The organism is Shewanella halotolerans, assembly GCF_019457535.1.
Lineage (GTDB): Bacteria > Pseudomonadota > Gammaproteobacteria > Enterobacterales > Shewanellaceae > Shewanella > Shewanella halotolerans.
This window is the reverse complement of the sequence record NZ_CP080417.1, coordinates 590,167-608,431: the sequence shown is the minus strand read 5'-3', so window position 1 is coordinate 608,431 and position 18,265 is coordinate 590,167. Positions and strand designations below refer to the sequence as shown.

17 protein-coding genes are annotated in these 18,265 nt (G+C 53.8%); 8 read left to right on the top strand and 9 right to left on the bottom strand.

Going from position 1 to position 18,265, the window contains the following annotated elements; genetic code table 11:
• Positions 1 to 27: 27 nt before the first annotated feature.
• Positions 28 to 1,155: an NAD(P)/FAD-dependent oxidoreductase gene (locus K0H81_RS02740; RefSeq protein ID WP_220059812.1), complete on the bottom strand. Its 1,128-nt coding sequence runs from the start codon at positions 1,153 to 1,155 to the stop codon at positions 28 to 30.
• Between the two features lie 389 nt (positions 1,156 to 1,544).
• Here K0H81_RS02740 and K0H81_RS02735 point away from each other — a divergent pair, with 389 nt between their 5' ends.
• From K0H81_RS02735 to K0H81_RS02725, 3 genes are all read left to right on the top strand, one after another.
• Positions 1,545 to 2,216, top strand: coding sequence for a tetratricopeptide repeat protein (locus K0H81_RS02735; protein WP_258406371.1), 672 nt, complete (start codon positions 1,545 to 1,547; stop codon positions 2,214 to 2,216).
• Positions 2,217 to 2,298: 82 nt separating this feature from the next.
• On the top strand, positions 2,299 to 3,120 hold the full coding sequence (locus K0H81_RS02730; RefSeq protein WP_258406370.1) for a tetratricopeptide repeat protein: 822 nt from the start codon (positions 2,299 to 2,301) through the stop codon (positions 3,118 to 3,120).
• 169 nt (positions 3,121 to 3,289) lie between these two features.
• The gene (locus K0H81_RS02725) at positions 3,290 to 4,069 is read left to right on the top strand and encodes a tetratricopeptide repeat protein (RefSeq protein ID WP_258406369.1); all 780 of its coding nucleotides are present in this window, start codon (positions 3,290 to 3,292) and stop codon (positions 4,067 to 4,069) included.
• Between the two features lie 42 nt (positions 4,070 to 4,111).
• Here K0H81_RS02725 and K0H81_RS02720 read toward each other — a convergent pair whose 3' ends face one another.
• From K0H81_RS02720 to metB, 7 genes are all read right to left on the bottom strand, one after another.
• Entirely contained in the window at positions 4,112 to 4,483 is a 372-nt protein-coding gene (locus K0H81_RS02720; protein WP_144199810.1) for a hypothetical protein, read from the bottom strand.
• A 31-nt stretch (positions 4,484 to 4,514) separates the two neighbouring features.
• Positions 4,515 to 4,730, bottom strand: coding sequence for a cysteine-rich CWC family protein (locus tag K0H81_RS02715; protein WP_258406368.1), 216 nt, complete (start codon positions 4,728 to 4,730; stop codon positions 4,515 to 4,517).
• Positions 4,731 to 4,812: 82 nt separating this feature from the next.
• Positions 4,813 to 5,859 (bottom strand): c-type cytochrome, encoded by a 1,047-nt coding sequence (locus tag K0H81_RS02710; protein WP_220060777.1) that lies wholly within the window; start codon positions 5,857 to 5,859, stop codon positions 4,813 to 4,815.
• A 25-nt stretch (positions 5,860 to 5,884) separates the two neighbouring features.
• Positions 5,885 to 6,475, bottom strand: coding sequence for a c-type cytochrome (locus tag K0H81_RS02705; RefSeq protein WP_258406439.1), 591 nt, complete (start codon positions 6,473 to 6,475; stop codon positions 5,885 to 5,887).
• A 133-nt stretch (positions 6,476 to 6,608) separates the two neighbouring features.
• Positions 6,609 to 7,499 carry a methylenetetrahydrofolate reductase gene (gene metF, locus K0H81_RS02700; RefSeq protein WP_144199816.1) on the bottom strand — a complete coding sequence of 297 codons (891 nt, stop codon included), beginning with the start codon at positions 7,497 to 7,499 and terminating at the stop codon, positions 6,609 to 6,611.
• A gap of 264 nt (positions 7,500 to 7,763) precedes the next feature.
• The gene (locus K0H81_RS02695; RefSeq protein WP_220059807.1) at positions 7,764 to 10,157 is read right to left on the bottom strand and encodes a bifunctional aspartate kinase/homoserine dehydrogenase II; all 2,394 of its coding nucleotides are present in this window, start codon (positions 10,155 to 10,157) and stop codon (positions 7,764 to 7,766) included.
• 19 nt (positions 10,158 to 10,176) lie between these two features.
• The gene (gene metB / locus K0H81_RS02690; RefSeq protein WP_220059806.1) at positions 10,177 to 11,343 is read right to left on the bottom strand and encodes a cystathionine gamma-synthase; all 1,167 of its coding nucleotides are present in this window, start codon (positions 11,341 to 11,343) and stop codon (positions 10,177 to 10,179) included.
• Between the two features lie 224 nt (positions 11,344 to 11,567).
• Here metB and metJ point away from each other — a divergent pair, with 224 nt between their 5' ends.
• A complete protein-coding gene (metJ, locus tag K0H81_RS02685; RefSeq protein WP_011864325.1) occupies positions 11,568 to 11,882 on the top strand; it encodes a met regulon transcriptional regulator MetJ in 315 nt (104 codons plus the stop codon).
• Between the two features lie 78 nt (positions 11,883 to 11,960).
• Positions 11,961 to 12,701, top strand: coding sequence for a sulfite exporter TauE/SafE family protein (locus K0H81_RS02680; RefSeq protein WP_220059805.1), 741 nt, complete (start codon positions 11,961 to 11,963; stop codon positions 12,699 to 12,701).
• A gap of 64 nt (positions 12,702 to 12,765) precedes the next feature.
• On the opposite strand, the gene K0H81_RS02675 is transcribed toward K0H81_RS02680, so the two are convergent.
• Positions 12,766 to 13,962 (bottom strand): conjugal transfer protein TraF, encoded by a 1,197-nt coding sequence (locus tag K0H81_RS02675; RefSeq protein WP_144199824.1) that lies wholly within the window; start codon positions 13,960 to 13,962, stop codon positions 12,766 to 12,768.
• Positions 13,963 to 14,474: 512 nt separating this feature from the next.
• On the opposite strand from K0H81_RS02675, the gene K0H81_RS02670 reads away from it, so the two are divergent.
• The 3 genes from K0H81_RS02670 (at position 14,475) to K0H81_RS02660 (ending at position 18,032) form a co-directional block, all read left to right on the top strand.
• Entirely contained in the window at positions 14,475 to 14,804 is a 330-nt protein-coding gene (locus K0H81_RS02670) for a c-type cytochrome (protein ID WP_220059804.1), read from the top strand.
• Positions 14,805 to 14,868: 64 nt separating this feature from the next.
• A complete protein-coding gene (locus K0H81_RS02665) occupies positions 14,869 to 16,581 on the top strand; it encodes a DUF3373 domain-containing protein (RefSeq protein ID WP_220059803.1) in 1,713 nt (570 codons plus the stop codon).
• A gap of 44 nt (positions 16,582 to 16,625) precedes the next feature.
• Positions 16,626 to 18,032 (top strand): tetrathionate reductase family octaheme c-type cytochrome, encoded by a 1,407-nt coding sequence (locus tag K0H81_RS02660; protein WP_186300546.1) that lies wholly within the window; start codon positions 16,626 to 16,628, stop codon positions 18,030 to 18,032.
• The last annotated feature ends 233 nt before the right edge of the window (positions 18,033 to 18,265 follow it).

The following is an 18,265-nucleotide window of genomic DNA, read 5'->3' as shown; positions in this document are numbered from 1 at the left end:
AATAAAAGGAGCCCATCGGCTCCTTTTTTATGGCGTGCCTAACTGCAGGGAGACCTGTTCGGCAATGGCCAGACTCGCCGTTAATCCGGGGGATTCGATTCCCAACAGATTCACCAAGCCTGGTATGCCATGCTGCACCTCCCCCTGAATCATAAAATCAGCCACCTCGGTGTCATCGGGCCCCTGTAACTTAGGACGGATCCCGGCGTAGGCAGTCTGTAGCCGCTCGATTGCTATGCCTGGGTAATAACGCGAAATCGCCTGATGAAAACGCTGGCGCAGCGCTTCTGGCACCCGATAGTCTTCCAGAGAGTTAGGTACCATGTATTGAGTATCCGGGCCAAACTTAAGCTGGCCGCCGAGATCTAAGGTCGCGTGGATCCCTAAGCCTTTCAGCCCAGGCTCGGGCACGGGATAGATGAGATGCGAAAACGGGCTCTTGCCCTGATAGGCGAAGTAATGTCCCTTGCACCAATAACGCTGTGGAATGAGCGACTCTGCCAGCCCCTCAATACGCGTCGTCACTTCTGTGGCATATAGACCGGCGCAGTTGATCAGGTAGATGGTATCCAGACTCACCCGCTCCCCTTGCTGCATCAGCTCCACCCTAAAGCCATTCGCATCGGTCTGGGCGGTGATAAACTCGGTATGGGGGCAGAATATCGTACCATGATCCTCCGCCTCAGCCAGCAGACTCAACATCAAGCCATGACTGTCGACAATACCGGTAGAGGGAGAGAGTAACCCGGCAGATGCCTTGAGCGCCGGCTCGAGCGTCAGCAGTTGCCGGCGACCAAGGGGGACAAGATCATCGACCCCATTGGCCCGAGCGTTTACCAGCAAGGCGTCAAGCTGCGCCTCCTGCTCGGCCTGAGTCGCCACTATCAGCTTACCCAGGGGATTCACGGCGACACCCCGGCGACGACAATAGGCATACAGCTGCTGTTTACCCTCAACGCAAAGCTGCGCCTTGAGACTCCCCGTCGGGTAGTAGATCCCCGCGTGGATCACCTCACTGTTGCGACTGCTGATGCCAGTGCCTATTGTCTCGGCGCGATCTATGATCAGCACATTACCAAAACGCCGACTCAAGCTAGCCGCCACCGCGAGCCCAACCACACCGGCACCGATAACGATCGCATCAAGCTTGTCCATCACTCCCCCTTGCCAATCCTGCCCTTCCTACCAGACAACTTGAGCCACTTAATGCCAACAGGCTAAATATCTGACCTTGTTCTGAATAGATTAAAAATTCCTAAATCGAGCCCGCTCTTAGCCATGCCGGGAGAGGACTAAGAGATCACCAAACATTAGCACTTTAGTACTATGGCACTCTCCATTAGTTACTGATAGTAATAGTTATTAACATTTTACTAAAGGATATCGGCATGCAGCGAATCGTGAATAAGCTTTTGTTCGTAGCAGCTTTGGTCGCGATAGCCCCTCTTTGCAATGCAACTCAGTTAGCCCCTTGTAAAACGGCAGAATGCGAGGCCTATTTTGACGCCTATACTATCTTGACCAAACGGGGTCATTCGAGCGCAATGGCGACGCTTGGCGAGCTCTACTACTCGGGCTATGGCACGGAAAAAGATCTCGATAAGGCCTTTAAGTGGTTTAGACGCGCCGCCAAGTTTGGCCACACCACAGCGCAATATAAAGCCGGGATCATGTACTTGCAAACCTCTGCATACCAAGATATCGACAAAGGGATCGCTTTGCTAAAACGTAGCGCCAAAGCGACGTTTTCACCAAGCGCGCTAGCCTTAGGCAAGATCTACCTGCAAGACAAACTGATCCCAAGAGATCTTGCCGCAACGGACAGGTGGCTGACGCTCGCTTATAAGCTCAACAACTTAGAGGCAATGAAATTTGCCAAAACCCTTAGAGAATCGCCCAATACAGCCAAGCTCCCGCTGCCTAAACTGTTTGCACTTGTCGATGCCGAAAAGCCCGTCGCGGCCGACAGTAAATCATCTTTGGAAGAGATGGAGATAATACTGGTTGAGGCCCCTGACTATGCCGCCTATTTCGATGAGGAGATAGCTCAACTTAACCAGAGTCGTCCCGACACGGCAAAGGGAACCGGCTCCAGCATCGCCGGACGAACCTGCTCAGATATCTGGGCATGCAGCAGTAAGGGCGACAGCGAACGCATTAGAGACCTACAGTTATCGGATTGGGGCACTATCGCATTGGCCTTAAATGTTAGGTAAATCCATTTCAACGAGTGGTACTTAAAGCCTCTTTCAGGCTTTAAGAGTTGGAGTTTTGTCAGCGCTATCAAAGGACGAGATGATGAAGAAGAGACTCAAAGCACTCTCAGTTGGACTAAGCCTGTTGGCGGTTACCTCCCAAGGCTTTGCTGCCGGGCTTCCCGAATGCGACACGGCTGAATGCCAGGAATATTTCAAGGCCTATACCATCTTGACCAAGCGAGGCCATTCGGACGCCATGGCGACCCTGGGCGAACTCTACTATGCCGGCTATGGCACAGAGAAAGATATGGAGCAAGCTTTCAAGTGGTTTAGACGTGCCGCCAAGTTTGGCAATACCACGGCCCAGTACAAGGCCGGGATCATGTATCTTCAAGATTCAAAAGATAGAGATATAGACAAAGGCATCACACTGCTCAAACGCAGCAGTAAAGTCGGTTTCTCTCCCAGCGCCTTCGTATTGGGTAAAATTTATCTTGGCAACGAACTCGTTAAACAAGACCTTGCCGAAGCCGATCACTGGCTAGCCAAGGCCTATGAGCTCAACAACCAAGAGGCGCAAAAATTTGCCAAGCAACTTAAAGCGTCCCAACAAGGCCAAACACTCACCCTGCCAACGCTTTATGCCCTGCTGGATGCGCAAGCCAGCAATAAACCTGGCAGTAATGCACCTGTCGGTGAGATGGAAACCATCACTGTCACTGCGCCTGACTATACCCAGTTTTTCAACGACGAAATCGCCCGTCTCAACAACAGTCGCCCTGATACGGAAAAAGGCACAGGATCCAATATCGCAGGCAGAACCTGTGCCGAATTGTGGGCATGTAGTACGGAGGGAGACAGTGAGCGTGTTCGTGACTTCCTGCTGTCTGACTGGGGAAGGATAGCTCTCAGTTTTCGATAATGTTTTCGATAATATCAGCCTCAACAAGATGTACTCTGAGCCGATTGAGGCATAGAGGGTTGAAGCACATCAACCACCAAAATAGGACAATATAATGAAAAGGATAATCAAAACACTCTCAATCGGCTTGACCTTTTGGGCTATAACTTCAACGAGTTACGCTTCGGGATTGCCTGAGTGTGATTCGGCAGAATGTAAGGAATATTTTAAGGCCTATACCATCTTGACCAAGCGAGGTCACTCAGACGCCATGGCAACTCTGGGCGAACTCTACTATGCAGGTTACGGCACCAAGAAAGACAACAAGAAGGCGCTGAAATGGTTTAGACGCGCCGCCAAGTTTGGCAATACGACGGCACAGTACAAGGCAGCAGTCATGTACCTGCAAGAGACCGACTATCAAGATGTCGATAAGGCTATCTCGCTCTTGGAGCGCAGCATGAAGGTCAACTTCTCTCCAAGTGCCTTAGTGTTAGGTAAGGTTTACCTCAACGATACTCTGGTCAAGCAAGACCTTACCGAAGCCGACAAATGGCTATCTCGAGCCTATGAATTGAACAATGCCTCGGCTAAAGTCTTTGCCGCTAACCTGAAAAAATCAGAACTGGCCACGACTCTGCCGCTACCTAAGCTATATGCCATGGTCGACGCGGACAAGGACGCCAAACCAGGCAGCAATGCCCCAGTGGGTGAAATGGAAACCATAACAGTAACGGCTCCCGACTATAACCGCTATTTCGACGACGAAATTGCCCGCCTCAATAACAGCCGCCCAGATACAGAGTCGGGTACAGGCTCCAACATCGCCGGACGCACCTGCGCCGAGATGTGGGGATGTAGCACAGAGGGTGACAGTGAACGTGTTAGAGATGTATTGCTGTCTGACTGGGGAAGAGAGACCATTCCATTTAGAATCGAAGGCCCTAACTACTACCCAAGCGCTCGATAGCGCATAAGATGAAAAAAGAGGCGAATTCGCCTCTTTTTTATTTTACAGGGCGTCGAAGTCGACGCGGTAGGCCAGCGCATCACACCGCAAGAACTCAGGACAATCGTTATTAATTTTATGATCGACACACTCCATGACGACTATGCCGTTAGCTCCCAACTTCTGCGCCTTATATTTAAGGTTGCCAACCAATAAAGACTCGGTCGGTTTCGGCTGAGTAGAGCGGGTACGGCACATAGAGGTTGACACTTTTCCCAGAGAATCCGCCTTATAACGGCCAATTTCGGCCATACTATACTCCTCCACCTTGGAGGTCTTTAACGCTTCTTCGGGTGAGATATTGGTCGTCAGCGTTAAATTGCTACATCCCGCGAGAACAAGCAGGCCTAAAAGCATGATGGCGCTATTTTTCATAAATATTCATCCTTAAATAATTGATTGACCATTAATCGACTCGCTTAACCCCTAACTCGGCCTCCAGCCTAAGCGCCTCGGCGCAGGCCTGGCAGATACAAACATCTGGGGCTATGGATTGAGGCAACTGCGCCTTGGCCGCAAACGTCTGATGATGACACCAACAGGTAGCATTCTCACGCCCCGCCACGACGGCGCATTGATTGGGCTTGTGACACAGGGGGCACTGACTGGCATTCGTGCGCATAGAATCCATAAAGACTGAGTGTTAGCCGTTAACGTTAACACTCAGTCTCGGACGGGACAAGCTTAAGGCTTATTGCTTAAGCTTACTGCTTAGCCGGATTGATGGGGTAGGACTGAGTACCGAGCACGGCCCCCTCACCCAGGCTCTTACCGTAATAGCCTTGATGCTGATGGTAGCGCTTGCTCAGCTCCATCACCTTATCGCCTTCCAGTCGTGGATCCTGTGGTCGCTCATGGGAGACCACAAAGGCCGCCACGTCCCAGGCCTCCTGATGCGATAGCTGCACACTCTTACCCAGAGGCATATTCTCATAGATAAAATTGGCCGCCGTGTTGACCCTGTGCATGCCCGCTCCCCAGTTAAAGCTGTTCGGCCCCCACAGTGGCGGCAGGCTATAGACACCGCCCATGGCTAGCCCTTCGCCGTTTTCACCGTGGCAGGACTGACAGTGGGCCCGATATACCCGCTCGCCGCGCGCAGGCGAATAAGCCTGTTCGGGTTTAGGGATGGCGGGGAAGCCTCTGCCGGGCAGCTTGGCACGCTCATCGACTGTCATGGCCTTGGCGATCGCCTCAGGCAAGACAAAATCCTCCCGCTTGCCGCCTTTGAGTAGATCGGCATCGCTCAGCTCGGGCACGGCGCCTGTCACGCCGTACTTATCCATCAGGCCGCCCATGGCTAACCAGTAGGAGTAGGCCGACAGCGCCACCAGGGGCTCGCTGCCCGACTCGGGCGCCTTGCCATTCATCGAATAGGTGAAACAACCCTGGATCCGCTCCTGATAGCTGTTCACCTTATCGTTCTTCTTGCGATAGGCGGGATAGGCCAGATAGGCGGCCCACAAGGGAGAGGCATTGGCCCTGCGCCCTGCATCCATGTGGCAGTTGACGCAGTTCAGCTCGTTGCCCACATATTGGCCCCTAAGCTGTTGGGTATTGACGAATAGCTGATAGCCCAGGCGTACCTTTTCGCCGAAGGCACCTTCGGGGATGGTGGCAAGGGAGCGCATCTTAAGATAATCCGCATCCGGCGCTGGCGCCGCCAGTTTCAGCTCCGCCTGCTTATCGGGTAAGTCACCCGCCTGTACGTTATTGCCAAGGGCAAAAAAGAGTAGGCCACTGAGTGTCATTAGATTCCTGTTCATATCCGCCTCCCTACTTCAACTTGGCAAAATAGTCGGCCAGGGCCGCTATCTCATCCTGGCTCAACTTGCTGGCGATATTGCCCATCATGTTATCGATATCGCCCTTACGCGTGCCCGACTGCCAGGCCATCAGCTGTGTCTTGAGATAGCTGGCCTGCTGCCCCGCCAGACGCGGGAACTGGCCTCCGCCTATCCCCGAGGGGCCATGGCAAGAGACACAGGCCGGCAGGGTGCGCTGCCAGTCCCCTTGATAGACCAAGGTTTCCGCCACGCTTTGGTAGCTAGTCTGGCTGCCACGCACCACGGGGATAAAGGCTGGCACTGGCTGAGCGGCAAAGTAATCTGCCACCTGATTGATGGCCTCTCCCTGCACCGTCATCGCCATGGGAGTCATGCTGGGGTTTTGTCTGTCGCCTTGCTGAAACAGGTGGATCTGCTTGGCAATATATTCTGAAGAGAGTCCGGCGATACGCGGCGCGATAGGCTCTATGCCCATCCCGGTCGGGCCATGGCAACTACCACACAGGGCGGCGGCCGGTGGCATCTCGTTGGCGGCCATCGCCTGACTACTCAGGAAAAGCGCTGTTACTCCGATAAGCATTCTATACATATCAACCTCCTTATTGGCTGTGGTCAATCATAGAAGAAAAACCACACTAGGACTATTGATAATAGGAATAAAAAAGCCCCACCAATCGAGGCGGGGCTAGACGTCTATTCTGGCAAACGAAATGCTATTTACCGGGTCTTACACCAAGGGTATGGCAGATGGCATAGGTTAATTCAGCGCGGTTCAGGGTATAGAAGTGGAAGTCTTTCACCCCTTCTCGCGACAACACCTTGACCATGTCGATGGCCACGTTGGCCCCGACCATCTGGCGGGTCGATGGATCATCATCTAACCCCTCAAACTGCCGATGTAGCCAGCTCGGGATAGACACATTGGTCATGCCGGCGAAGCGTTTCAGCTGAGTAAAGTTGGTCACAGGTAGAATGCCCGGCACTATCTCCACGTCGATTCCGGCGGCCACGCAGCGGTCTCTGAATCTCAGGTAAGACTCCACATCGAAGAAGAACTGGGTGATGGCGCGGTTGGCCCCCGCATCTATCTTCTTCTTGAGGTTGATCAGATCCGCCTGGGCATTGGGCGCATCCGGGTGCACCTCAGGATAGGCCGCCACCGAGATATCGAAGTCGGCCACAGATTTGAGTAGGCGCACCAGGTCGTTGGCAAAACGGGTCGGCTTAGGGCTGCCCGCGGGCAGATCGCCACGAAGCGCAACGATGTCGCGTATACCCGAGTTCCAGTAATGCTTCGCCAGCTCGACCAGCTCTTCATCGCTGGCATCGACCAGGGTCAGATGGGGCGCCGCCACCAGATCTGTCTCCTTCTGAATACGTTCGATCACCCCATGGGTACGATCGCGCACGCCAGAATTAGCACCATAGGTTACCGAGACAAACTTAGGCTTAAGCGGCTCCAGGCGTCTGATGGAGTTCCACAGAATGGTTTCCATCTCGGGGGTGGCCGGCGGGAAAAACTCAAATGACACATTGATATCACCATTAAGCTCAGACAAGCTTTGATTCAATGAATTGGCGTGTTGTGCGTGATGAAAAGCCATCTTAATTCCCTCAGACCTAGAGCAAAAAATATTTTAGACGTTTGGACGTCTATATGTCCATATACTAGAGAAACTCAGAGTGATGTCAAGCCCAAAAATTGCCTCATTAAAAAACAATCTGTTTATAAGATAGTCCGAAAGTGAAACGGCAGACACAGGCAGGCCTATCTCACCAATTCATCCGGCGAAATACACTGAAAGAGAGATATAAAGAAGAAGAGAAAAAGCTATAAAAAAGGCCGATGCACGCATCGACCCTTTGAATCACTCTTGCAGGAGATCCCGGCAGATCTGCGCCAGATCCGACTGCACCGCGGCAGCCGTCACCTCGCGCCCGGCACCCGGACCACGTATGATCAGCGGATTGTCCTGATAGAAATCGCTGCGGATCACGAAGACATTATCGCCCGGCGTCAGATTGGCATACGGGTGGCTCCTATCGACCCACTGGATCCCCACCTTGGCCTTGAGCTGGCCCTGGTCTGAATCCAATGACGCCACATACCTGAGCACCTTGTTCTGCTCGGCAGCAGCCTGATACTGCTGCAACATCTCGCCATCGAGCTCGGCCATACGTTTGATGAAATCATCCAACGGGATCTCGGCCAGCGTAGTCGGCACCAGAGACTCCAGCTCGATATCGTCCAGCTCAATGTCGTAACCTATCTCACGGGCCAAGATCAGCAACTTGCGCTGCATGTCCCGGCCGGAGAGGTCGTCGCGGGGATCTGGCTCGGTAATGCCCAGCCCCTTAGCCTCCAGCACCAGCTCGGAGAAGGGTTTCTTGGCGTCATAGTGCTCGAACAGCCAGCACAGGGTGCCAGAGAAGATGCCGCCGACCGCCTCTATGCTATCGCCGCTGTTATGCAGATCGTTCAGCGCATGTTGCACCGGCAGACCCGCACCACAGCTGGCGTTATAACGCCAAAACAGACGACGATTGCCCAGCTGCTGTTTCAGCTCCTGATAGAAGGCCAGCGGCCCAGAACCCGCCAGCTTGTTGGCGCTGACGATATGAATGCCCCGGGCAAAAAACTCTGGATATTGCAGGGTGAGATCGGCGCTGGCACTGATATCCAGGGCGATCAACTCATCGCAATTTAACGCCTGTAACTGCTCGAACAGATGGGTGTACTGCCAGCCAGTACCACGCTCCTCGAAGGCCTGTTGCCAGCTGCTTAAGTCAATATCTGTCTCGCTCAGCAGCGCTTTCTTGGAACTCAAGAGTCCCACCAGCTCGACGCTGACTTCAAGCTCTTTATTGAGCACGGGGCGGGCACGCTTGAAGAGATCGATCCAAGCTTCGCCTATGTTGCCTATGCCCAGCAGCAAGACACCGATACGCTTGCGCGGACCGGCGCAGCGTCTGTGCACCTTCTGGGTCAACAGGTTTACCTGCGCCTTAGGCACCAGAGTCACCAGACTCAAGCCATCGTTACACAGAGGATGGGCCTCACGGCTCAGCAGACGCGAGAAACCGCGGCGATAGAGGCTGGCATCGGCGCTTACCAGGGCCACCAGGCCGAGATCGTCGCGCAGCTGTAACTCATCGATTCCCAGCTCGCTGCGCTTGGCCTCGAAGATGGCCTGGGCCTGCTTCTGATTTTCATGGGTAAAGGCCAGCTCGGCGCGGCCGTGGGCCAACGACCAATAGGCCAGTGGCGTCAGGCCAGCCTGGGCAAAACAGGCCAGCAACTGCGGCAGCTCAACCCCTATGGTCAGGCTAAACAGACTGACGCTGGAGAGGCTGGTCACCACTGGGGCACTGGCCGACGAGCTCTTAGGGGCGATCAGGGTAAAATCTGTATGGGGCGCATAGCTTGAACGCACCGCCAGGCTCACTTCGGTGTCGAACAGTGGCTGCAAAGTGCGGTTATGCAGCACAGGAGAGCCAAGGTGCGCCAGACGGTTCGCCTCGGTGAGCGACATGCTCTTGAGCAGCTTGGCATCGTTAATTCGGTTAGGATCGGCGTTAAATACGCCTTCCACATCTGTCCAGATGGTGACACGTTCGATATCCGCCAAACTGGCCAGTAAAGTGGCGCTAAAATCTGAGCCGTTACGGCCCAGCAGTAGGGTGTCGCCCTGCTCGTTGGCGCAGATAAAGCCGGTGATCACCAGACGCTCCTGGGGATGAGCCTCGAGCAGCGCCTGCACCTTCTGGCGTGACTCGCCAAGGCGGATCTGCGGCACGGCGCCTTCATCGGCGACCAGTAGGGTGCGGGCATCGACATCGGTCGCCGCCACGCCAGACTCGCGCAGCAGCGCCGCCAGCAGACGAGAAGACCAGCGCTCGCCGAAACTTACTACCTGGTTGCGTTGATAATCGTTTAGCTCATCGAGCGACAACAGGCTGGTCAGCTGCGACTTGTCGGTGGCCAGTCGCTCTCTCAGGCTACGGGCCTGCTCGTTGGAGAGCAGCTGCTCGATCAGGTTCTGCTGGTAACTCACCAGCACCTGTAACTCTTCCTGCCACAGCTGATCTGTGTCGCACAGCTCCAGCAGGCGATATAGGAAATTGGTACTCTTGCCCGCGGCCGACACCACGATAAGATCATCGCTGTGGCCATGGGTCAGTAAAATGTGGGCGACGCGGCGGTAACAATCTGCATCCGCTAAACTAGAACCACCAAACTTATGCAAATGACATCGTGTCATTATCTGCTCCTCAAACCCTTTAACTACTTACCGCGATAGCCGCTTCTAAACCCGCAAGAATATCTGCCACCAGATCCTCGCCATCTTCTATGCCCACTGACAAACGGATCAGGGTATCTTTCACGCCCGCCTCACGGCGCGCCTCTGGGTCCATGGCTCTGTGGGTCATGGTCGCGGGAACCGCCACCAGACTCTCTACGCCTCCCAGACTCTCGGCTACCGAGAAGTATTGTAACGCATCTAAAAAGGCAACGAGTGCCGATTCGCCACCTTTTAGCTCAAAACTCAGCATAGCGCCGAAGCCCTTCTGCTGTCTGGCCGCAATTTCATGGCCTGGATGCTCGGCAAGCCCCGGATAATACACTTTTTCCACCGCCTTGTGGTCACAAAGCAGTGCCAATACCTTCTGAGCGTTGGCTTGGTGTTCACGAATGCGCACCGCCAGGGTTCTCAGCCCCCTCAGGGTCAGGTAGCTGTCGAAGGCCGACCCGGTCAAACCTAGGGTATTTGACCACCAGTGCAGCAGCTCGCCCACCTCAGGGTCTTTGGCCACCACGGCGCCGCCCACCACATCACTGTGACCATTGATATATTTGGTGGTCGAGTGCACCACGATATCGGCCCCCAGCAACAGTGGCTGTTGTAAAACGGGAGAAAGGAAGGTGTTGTCCACCACCACCTGAGCACCCACCTTGTGGCTCGCCTGGGCGATGGCCTCGATATCGACGACTCGCAGCAGCGGGTTAGAGGGGGTCTCAAGCCACACCATCTTGGGTGACTGGGTCAGCGCCTGCTGCAACGCGGCATCGTCGGTTTGATCCACCACCAAGAGCTTGAAGGCGCCCTTCTTGGCCAGGTTGGTGAATAGGCGATAGCTGCCGCCATAGCAATCGTGAGGCACCACCAGCAGATCTTCTGGGCCTAGCAGGCTGGTCACCAGGGTGATGGCGGCCATGCCGGTACAGGTCACCACGCCGGTCGCCCCTTGTTCCAGTTCGGCAATCGCATCGCCGAGAATGGAGCGGGTCGGGTTGCCGGAACGGCTGTAATCGAACGCCCGCGGCTGTTGATGCCCTTCAAACGAGTAATTTGTCGACAGATAGATAGGCGGCACCACGGCACCGTGCTGAGTGTCTGACTCTATGCCTCGTCGTACGGCGGCGGTGGCTAGTTTACGCGCTGTCATCTTCAACTCCTCAATATGGATCTGGGCAGGCACCTCGGACAAAAGAGATGTCTGGACGTCTAAATGTACCTAAGCCGGTAGTGAGCGTCAACAACTTTTGGACGTTTAGACGTCCAAACATTTAGAAATCTATTTGCATTTGCCAAAAATTCGAGGCAATAATTTGACTGTAATTTGTAAGGGTTTAAAATCTGCACCGAATTTTAGAATTTACAGGTGAGTCAATGACTGAGTGGAATGGCGATTATATCAGCCCCTATGCTGAACATGGTAAGAAGAATGAGCAGGTAAAGAAGATCACTGTCTCTATTCCTCTTAAGGTGCTTAAGGTGTTAACCGACGAGCGCACCCGGCGCCAGGTCAACAACTTGCGTCACGCCACTAACAGCGAGCTGCTGTGCGAGGCCTTCCTGCACGCCTACACCGGTCAGCCACTACCCCAAGACGATGACCTGTCTAAAGACAAGCCAGATAGCATCCCGGCCGAAGTCAAACGTTTGATGACCGAGATGGGCATAGAGTGGGAAGAGATGGAGTAATCCACTCACACACGAATCGATAGAGGGATCGCTAGGCGGTCCCTCTTTTAGTTTTCAACCTTAGCCTGGAACATTGCAGTGCCTGCACTTCCGCTCGATCCCCATATTCTGGCGCTAGCCTCGCTTATCGTCTTCGTCGGCGCCCTCACCCAGAGCCTAATCGGTTTCGGCATGGCGGTCGTCGCCGCGCCCCTACTCTATCTTATCGAGCCGTCACTTGTGCCAGCGCCCGTGATCCTGATGGGATTCTCTATCGCCCTGCTGACTCTGATCCGCGAGCGTGGCGCCCTAGAATTCAACGGCCTGCAATATGCCTTGCTGGGACGCATCCCCGGCGGACTGATCGGCGCCGGCCTGCTCATGGTCGCTCCCCAGGACGTGCTCGGCATGACTATCGCCATTATCGTGGCCATCGCCGTACTGCTAAGCCTGATGCGGCTCAACCTGGTGGTTAACCGCCGCAACCTGTTTATCGCAGGGGTGATCTCGGGGATCTTCGGCAACATCGCCGCTATCGGCGGACCGCCGCTGGCCATACTGCTCTCGGGTAAGGATGCCAAGCAGTTTCGCGCGGCCCTGTCGGCCTTCTTCATCTTCAGCTCCACTATCGCCATAGTGATTCTGGGGCTCACGGGTCTGCTGACCCTACATCACTTTTACTGCTCGGCGCTGCTGCTCCCCTCTGTGCTGCTGGGTTACCTGATGGCCAATCGCCTGGTGGGGCGCATAGACAAGAACAAGACCCGTATCATGACGCTGATACTCTGTAGCCTGAGCGCCATCCTGCTGGCCGCTAAGTCCTTAAGCACCCTGCTGTAACTCCTCTAGGATAAAGAGAAGGCCGGCATCATAGCCGGCCTTCTTGTTTCTAAAAAACCTATCCCTAGAAATGATAGGAAGTCTGAATCACCCCGCCCACGGCGTCATCTGTGCCCACCAGGCCGGTGAGATCCAGATTAAAGGAGCGGCCTATGGTAAAGCCTGTGCCCAGGGTATAGAGGTTGCTACTGGTATCTTTCATGTCGTGGCGATAGCCGACACGCAGGGCCAGCCAATCGGTCGCCCTCATCTCGCCGCCCAGACGCCAATACTGGGTCTCGCCTATCTCATCGAAACGCTTATGACCATTGAGATCCACATCCGTGGTCAGGCTGAAGTTATCCCAATCATAGGCCACACCTAAGGTATAGAGGGCCTCGACACGGTAGGTAAACTTGCGTCCCATCGCCTCGACGGTGTCCAGTTTCTGGCTCACCAGGTTACGTCCCGACAGGCCTATGGTCATACGATCGAGTGGCTGAATCGCCACGCCGATATCCAGGTTTGCCACGGTATCGTCGTTGCGGTACTTGTTGTCGTCGAAATCATCGGCGTCGAAGTTGTTGGCACTGACCACATAGTTATAGGTGTCGATACGCTGCAGCTTAGGCGAGATACCGACGGCGACCGGCATATTGACGATCGACAACGGGAAGCTGAGGGCCACCCCAAGATCTGAGATGGCACCGGCAACCACGGCCCCCTGCGAATCCAGATCGGTAACTGCAGGCGGATTGTTAGGGTCGAGATTAGTCAGGGCGTCTATGTCGCTGTCCTCGATCACCGCCACGCTCACCGCATCGATATAGGTCTTGTAAAAGATCGACATAGGCATGCGCTTGGTGGGCAGGACCACTGAAAAACCCAGCCCCACGCTGCCATAGGCATTCTCACCATCGAGAGACTTGAGATCGGCGACCAACATGTCGCGGTAATTGGTGATCCCAGTGACGTCGCTGGCATTGATGGCCGCCTCCAGACCGTCATAGGAAGCCTGCAAGGCGTCGAACTTGTCGGTCAGATTATCGATATTGGCGGCCTCGGCGCCCAGCACGGGCAACATCACGGCGCCGCCGGAATATTTGGGGGCATGAATGGCTAACAGGGCGGGGTTGATAAAGGCGGCACCTTCGCGGTTAGAAGCCGCGACCCCAGTTCCGCCCATGGCATCACTACGGGCCTCGTTGTAGAGAGAGGCGGCAGATGCCAGTGAGGCACTAGCAGACAATAACACTGCGATGACCAAGCTAAGGTATTTCATCTCATTCACCCCGTTCATTATTTTTGTTTTCGCTCGGGAATCTACCCGAGTCGTCTTTAAAGATAGACTAAGACGGCTAAAAAGTGCTCTCGAAACAGGTCGATCAAACACTTTTTTTTAAATTATTTTGCCACTCCTTCTCACCCAGAATGAAACCTGCCGATTCGGTTAACCGCCCAGCCCGTCAAAACAGGCCCATTTGCAATACAAAAACAAGCGAAAATACCTATTTAGAGAGAGCTGAAATAACAAAGTGTGATCTAACCGGGTACTTTTTATTCGAGAGCAAGATCACAAGAAAGCAAAAGCCCAAAAACAAAAAACATTAAATTTCATTGCATTACACAATATTCATTAGATTTTTATTCATGAAATTTTTATCAATTAGATTTTTTTCATAGAAGTGATCAACATCAAATTTACAACTACCCCCTTTTGGTAAATTTTCCAACAAGAAACAAGCATTTTGTTTCAGGTTAATAAATCGCTCAGAGTAGCGATTAAGGAAAATGATGATGAAAAACGTTGCCAAAATAGCTACATGCTTACTCCTCGCCCTCACCGTAGGCGGACAAGTCTACGCCGTCGACGGTGGTAACCCTAAGAAAGGGAAACACCTTTATAAAAAAGAGTGCAAAGCCTGCCACAGCAAGGGCGATGCCGCCGGTGAACTCACCCCCATGAGCAAGACCATGAGCCAGTGGGATCGCTTCTTCAAGCGCGACATGCACAGCGCCCAACCAGACGTATTTAAAAAGCTCTCCGACAAAGAACGCCTGGATATCCAGCAATTCTTATACGACCACGCGGCCGACTCAGATCAGCCACAGACTTGCGGTTAACCACAGCTTTTGTAATCGAAGCGCTCATTCACCGCTCCCGATGAGCGCCTAAGGAGAGATTCACATGCGTACTCTACTGTCTATATTGATCGCTAACGCTCTGGCTATGTCAGGCTCAGTCTATGCCGCCGATAGCGATGCGCAAAAAATAGCCGAACTTAAACAACAACTTGCCGATCTCACCGAAGAGATTGACATTATCAACAGCCGCGTCGATAAGAACGAGCGCCACACCGCTCTCGACCGATTAGAGATCACTGGCGATTTCCGTACCAAGGCCCATTCATTGCATTACCAAAATGTCACCTGGAACCCTGCAATCAAGGTGGACTTCAACGATTTTGGTGCTAAAGCCATGTCTGGTGCCTTTGGTATGCCTAACGATCCCAACTCCCCGCTGGGACAGATGATGGCGGCCAACCCAGATCTTGCCGCCGCCTTCCAGAGCGGCATGCTACAAGGCGTGATGCCTTACGTGCTGGCTCCCAAGACCACCCAAGATATCAACAACGACATCTTCTACACCACGCGTCTCAGACTCAACCTTAAGGCCAAGGTGTGGGATAACGTCAGCTTCGCCGGCCGTCTCAGCATGTATAAAAACTGGGGTGACTCTACCGGCGTGCAGGTGTTCGACTCATGGCGCTCCTTCACCATGGACGGCACCAACAGTGGTAACACCAGCGGCGACTGGCTCAGGGTCGAACGCGCCTACTTCGACTGGAAGAACATAGGTGGCAGCAACACCTACCTCTCTATCGGTCGTCGTCCATCTACCTATGGCCCACCAACCCAATATCGTGAAAACGAGAAACGCGGCGGTACACCATCTGGCCACCTGGTTAACTTCAACTTCGATGGTCTAACTCTGGGTTACAAGCTGGGTGAGATCACCGGCATCGAAGGTCAGGTAGTGCGTTTCTGTTATGGCCAGGGCTTCGAGTCACAGTGGGGCAATGGTGAGATGTTTGGCGATATCGTCACCAAAGACACCCACCTGGGCGGCTTTAACATAGATGCCATCAACGACGGCAACCACTTCCTACAATTCACCCTGTTTGGCGCCAAAGATATCAACGATGGCTTCAAGGGCACCATGGCCTTCCCAACTCAGCTAGCGGGAATCTTTGCCCCCACCATGTATCAGGACATGCAGAAGTTCAGCAACTTCAACTTCCAGACCCGAGTACAGCCTAGCGGCGTGATCGGCGACATGTACCTAGGTGGCATCGGCTACGCCTACGAGAGCGATGAAGACTTCAAAGCCTTCGCCTCTTTCGGTTGGACCCGCGCCGAAGGCAACGGTAATGCCGGTATGTTTGGTGGCATGCTCAGCGACGCAGTATTTGAAGCCCAGCTTAATGCCGACGGTAGCGAGATCATCATGATGCCAAGCGCCGCCGACGACAATGACACTAAAGATGGCTATGGCATCTATGTGGGCATTCAAATCCCCGCGCCATACGGCAAATTCGGCCTCGAGTATAACTATGGCTCCAAGTACTGGACCCCATTTACTCAGGCACAAGACGATCCTATCGGCAGCAAGCTGGCTACCCGTGGTCATGTGGCCGAGGCCTACTATATGTTTGATATCAACCCAAGAATGTTCATCAAACTGGCTGGTCTCTACTACGACTACGAATATACCGGCAGTGGCACTCCGGTGGGCGCCCCACAAAAAGTGGATGATGTGATCGCTGGCTCAGCCTTCTCTATGTTGCCAGTAGTCGATACCGCCTATGACATCAATGCCTCACTCGTCGTCAACTTCTAACTAAGCTATCTCCCCCGGCCTAGGCCGGGGGTAGGGAACAGACAATGAAACACACACATTCTCTCACGGCGATGTTTGCTGCAGGGATCTTCGGCTTGGCCAGCCTCAATGCCATCGCCGAAAACCCGCACAAAGAAGCCATTCAGGGACCCTTTACCCAGGGCTCTCAAGTGACCGAGCAGTGCATCGAATGCCATGAAGATCACGCCAAAGACTTTATGAAGTCGTCTCACTGGACCTGGGAACTGGAGCAGAAGCTGCCCGGACGCACAGTTAAACGGGGTAAGAAGAACGCCATCAACAACTTCTGTACTTCTATCGCCGGTAACGAGCCTAGATGTACCAGCTGTCACGCCGGCTACGGCTGGAAAGACAACAACTTCGACTTTAGCGACATGACCAAGGTCGACTGCCTGGTGTGCCACGACACCACAGGTACCTATGTTAAAGACCCTGCCGGTGCCGGCGAGGCCCTGGCTAAGGTCAATCTGGAACGTGTAGCACAAAATGTCGGCATGCCAGTACGTGACAACTGTGGCTCTTGCCACTTCTACGGTGGCGGCGGCGACGCGGTGAAGCATGGGGATCTCGACTCCTCCATGGCCTATCCAGACAAGGCCACCGACGTGCACATGGACAGCGATGGCAATGACTTCCAGTGCCAGACCTGTCACACCACGCAGCAACACCAGATCACAGGTAATGCCATGGGCGTATCGCCAGGCGGTGAGAACGATATCGGCTGTGAAAACTGCCACGATAGCGCGCCACACGCCAACAAGCGCCTCAACACCCATACGGCCAGTGTCGCCTGTCAGACCTGTCACATTCCATTCTTCGCCCGCAATGAGCCGACCAAGATGAGCTGGGACTGGTCGACCGCGGGTAGCGATCAAGAGGAAACCGTGGACGAATATGGCAAGCACACCTTCATGAAGAAGAAAGGCAGCTTCGTCTGGGGCAAGATGGTCAAGCCTGAGTACGCCTGGTACAACGGCAAGGCCGATGCCTACATGGTGGGTGACAAGATGGATCCATCCAAGGTCACTAAGCTGACTTCGCCACTGGGTGATATCACAGACAAGACCGCCAAGATCTACCCATTCAAGGTGCATCGCGGCAAGCAGATCTACGACAAGAAACAGAACATCTTCGTCACCGCCAAGGTCTATGGCAAGGGTGGTTACTGGAAAGAGTTCGACTGGGATAAGGCCGCCAAGCTTGGCATGGAGGCTAACCAGGCACTGGCCCAGCAAGGCATCAAATACAGTGGTGAGCATGGCTTTGCCGAAACAGAGATGTGGTGGCGCATCAACCACATGGTTTCGCCAAAAGACCAGGCGCTCAAGTGTAACGACTGCCACAACAAGGGCACACGTTTAGATTGGCAAGCCTTAGGTTACGAAGGCGACCCAATGAAGAACAAGAAAGGCGCTAAACACGCCAAGTAATTTGAAATCCCCTTTCGTCATCTCCCTGCTGCAAAGAGGTCTGGTCTACCAGGCCTCTTTTTTTGTCCATCAAACTCACCCTGCATAACGCCTGCCCACTGCTCAAAATGATGATGAAGCAAGCTTTGCAGCTAAATCAAAAGTATAGAAATTTGTCTTATATCTAACCCTTGTCTTAGATGCTAGCTTTAGTCCTAGCAACATTGAACTACACTCTTGTTTAATCACCAATT

Bases quoted from the DNA above. Each gene is read 5' to 3' on its own strand.
- K0H81_RS02695 (WP_220059807.1), bottom strand. From the start codon at position 10,157: ATGACACGATGTCATTTGCATAAGTTTGGTGGTTCTAGTTTAGCGGAT.
- K0H81_RS02660 (WP_186300546.1), top strand. From the start codon at position 16,626: ATGAAACACACACATTCTCTCACGGCGATGTTTGCTGCAGGGATCTTC.
- K0H81_RS02740 (WP_220059812.1), bottom strand. From the start codon at position 1,155: ATGGACAAGCTTGATGCGATCGTTATCGGTGCCGGTGTGGTTGGGCTC.
- K0H81_RS02715 (WP_258406368.1), bottom strand. From the start codon at position 4,730: ATGCGCACGAATGCCAGTCAGTGCCCCCTGTGTCACAAGCCCAATCAA.
- metF (WP_144199816.1), bottom strand. From the start codon at position 7,499: ATGGCTTTTCATCACGCACAACACGCCAATTCATTGAATCAAAGCTTG.
- metJ (WP_011864325.1), top strand. From the start codon at position 11,568: ATGACTGAGTGGAATGGCGATTATATCAGCCCCTATGCTGAACATGGT.
- K0H81_RS02675 (WP_144199824.1), bottom strand. From the start codon at position 13,962: ATGAAATACCTTAGCTTGGTCATCGCAGTGTTATTGTCTGCTAGTGCC.
- K0H81_RS02720 (WP_144199810.1), bottom strand. From the start codon at position 4,483: ATGAAAAATAGCGCCATCATGCTTTTAGGCCTGCTTGTTCTCGCGGGA.
- K0H81_RS02730 (WP_258406370.1), top strand. From the start codon at position 2,299: ATGAAGAAGAGACTCAAAGCACTCTCAGTTGGACTAAGCCTGTTGGCG.
- K0H81_RS02710 (WP_220060777.1), bottom strand. From the start codon at position 5,859: ATGACACTCAGTGGCCTACTCTTTTTTGCCCTTGGCAATAACGTACAG.
- metB (WP_220059806.1), bottom strand. From the start codon at position 11,343: ATGACAGCGCGTAAACTAGCCACCGCCGCCGTACGACGAGGCATAGAG.
- K0H81_RS02665 (WP_220059803.1), top strand. From the start codon at position 14,869: ATGCGTACTCTACTGTCTATATTGATCGCTAACGCTCTGGCTATGTCA.
- K0H81_RS02705 (WP_258406439.1), bottom strand. From the start codon at position 6,475: ATGCTTATCGGAGTAACAGCGCTTTTCCTGAGTAGTCAGGCGATGGCC.
- K0H81_RS02735 (WP_258406371.1), top strand. From the start codon at position 1,545: ATGGCGACGCTTGGCGAGCTCTACTACTCGGGCTATGGCACGGAAAAA.
- K0H81_RS02670 (WP_220059804.1), top strand. From the start codon at position 14,475: ATGATGAAAAACGTTGCCAAAATAGCTACATGCTTACTCCTCGCCCTC.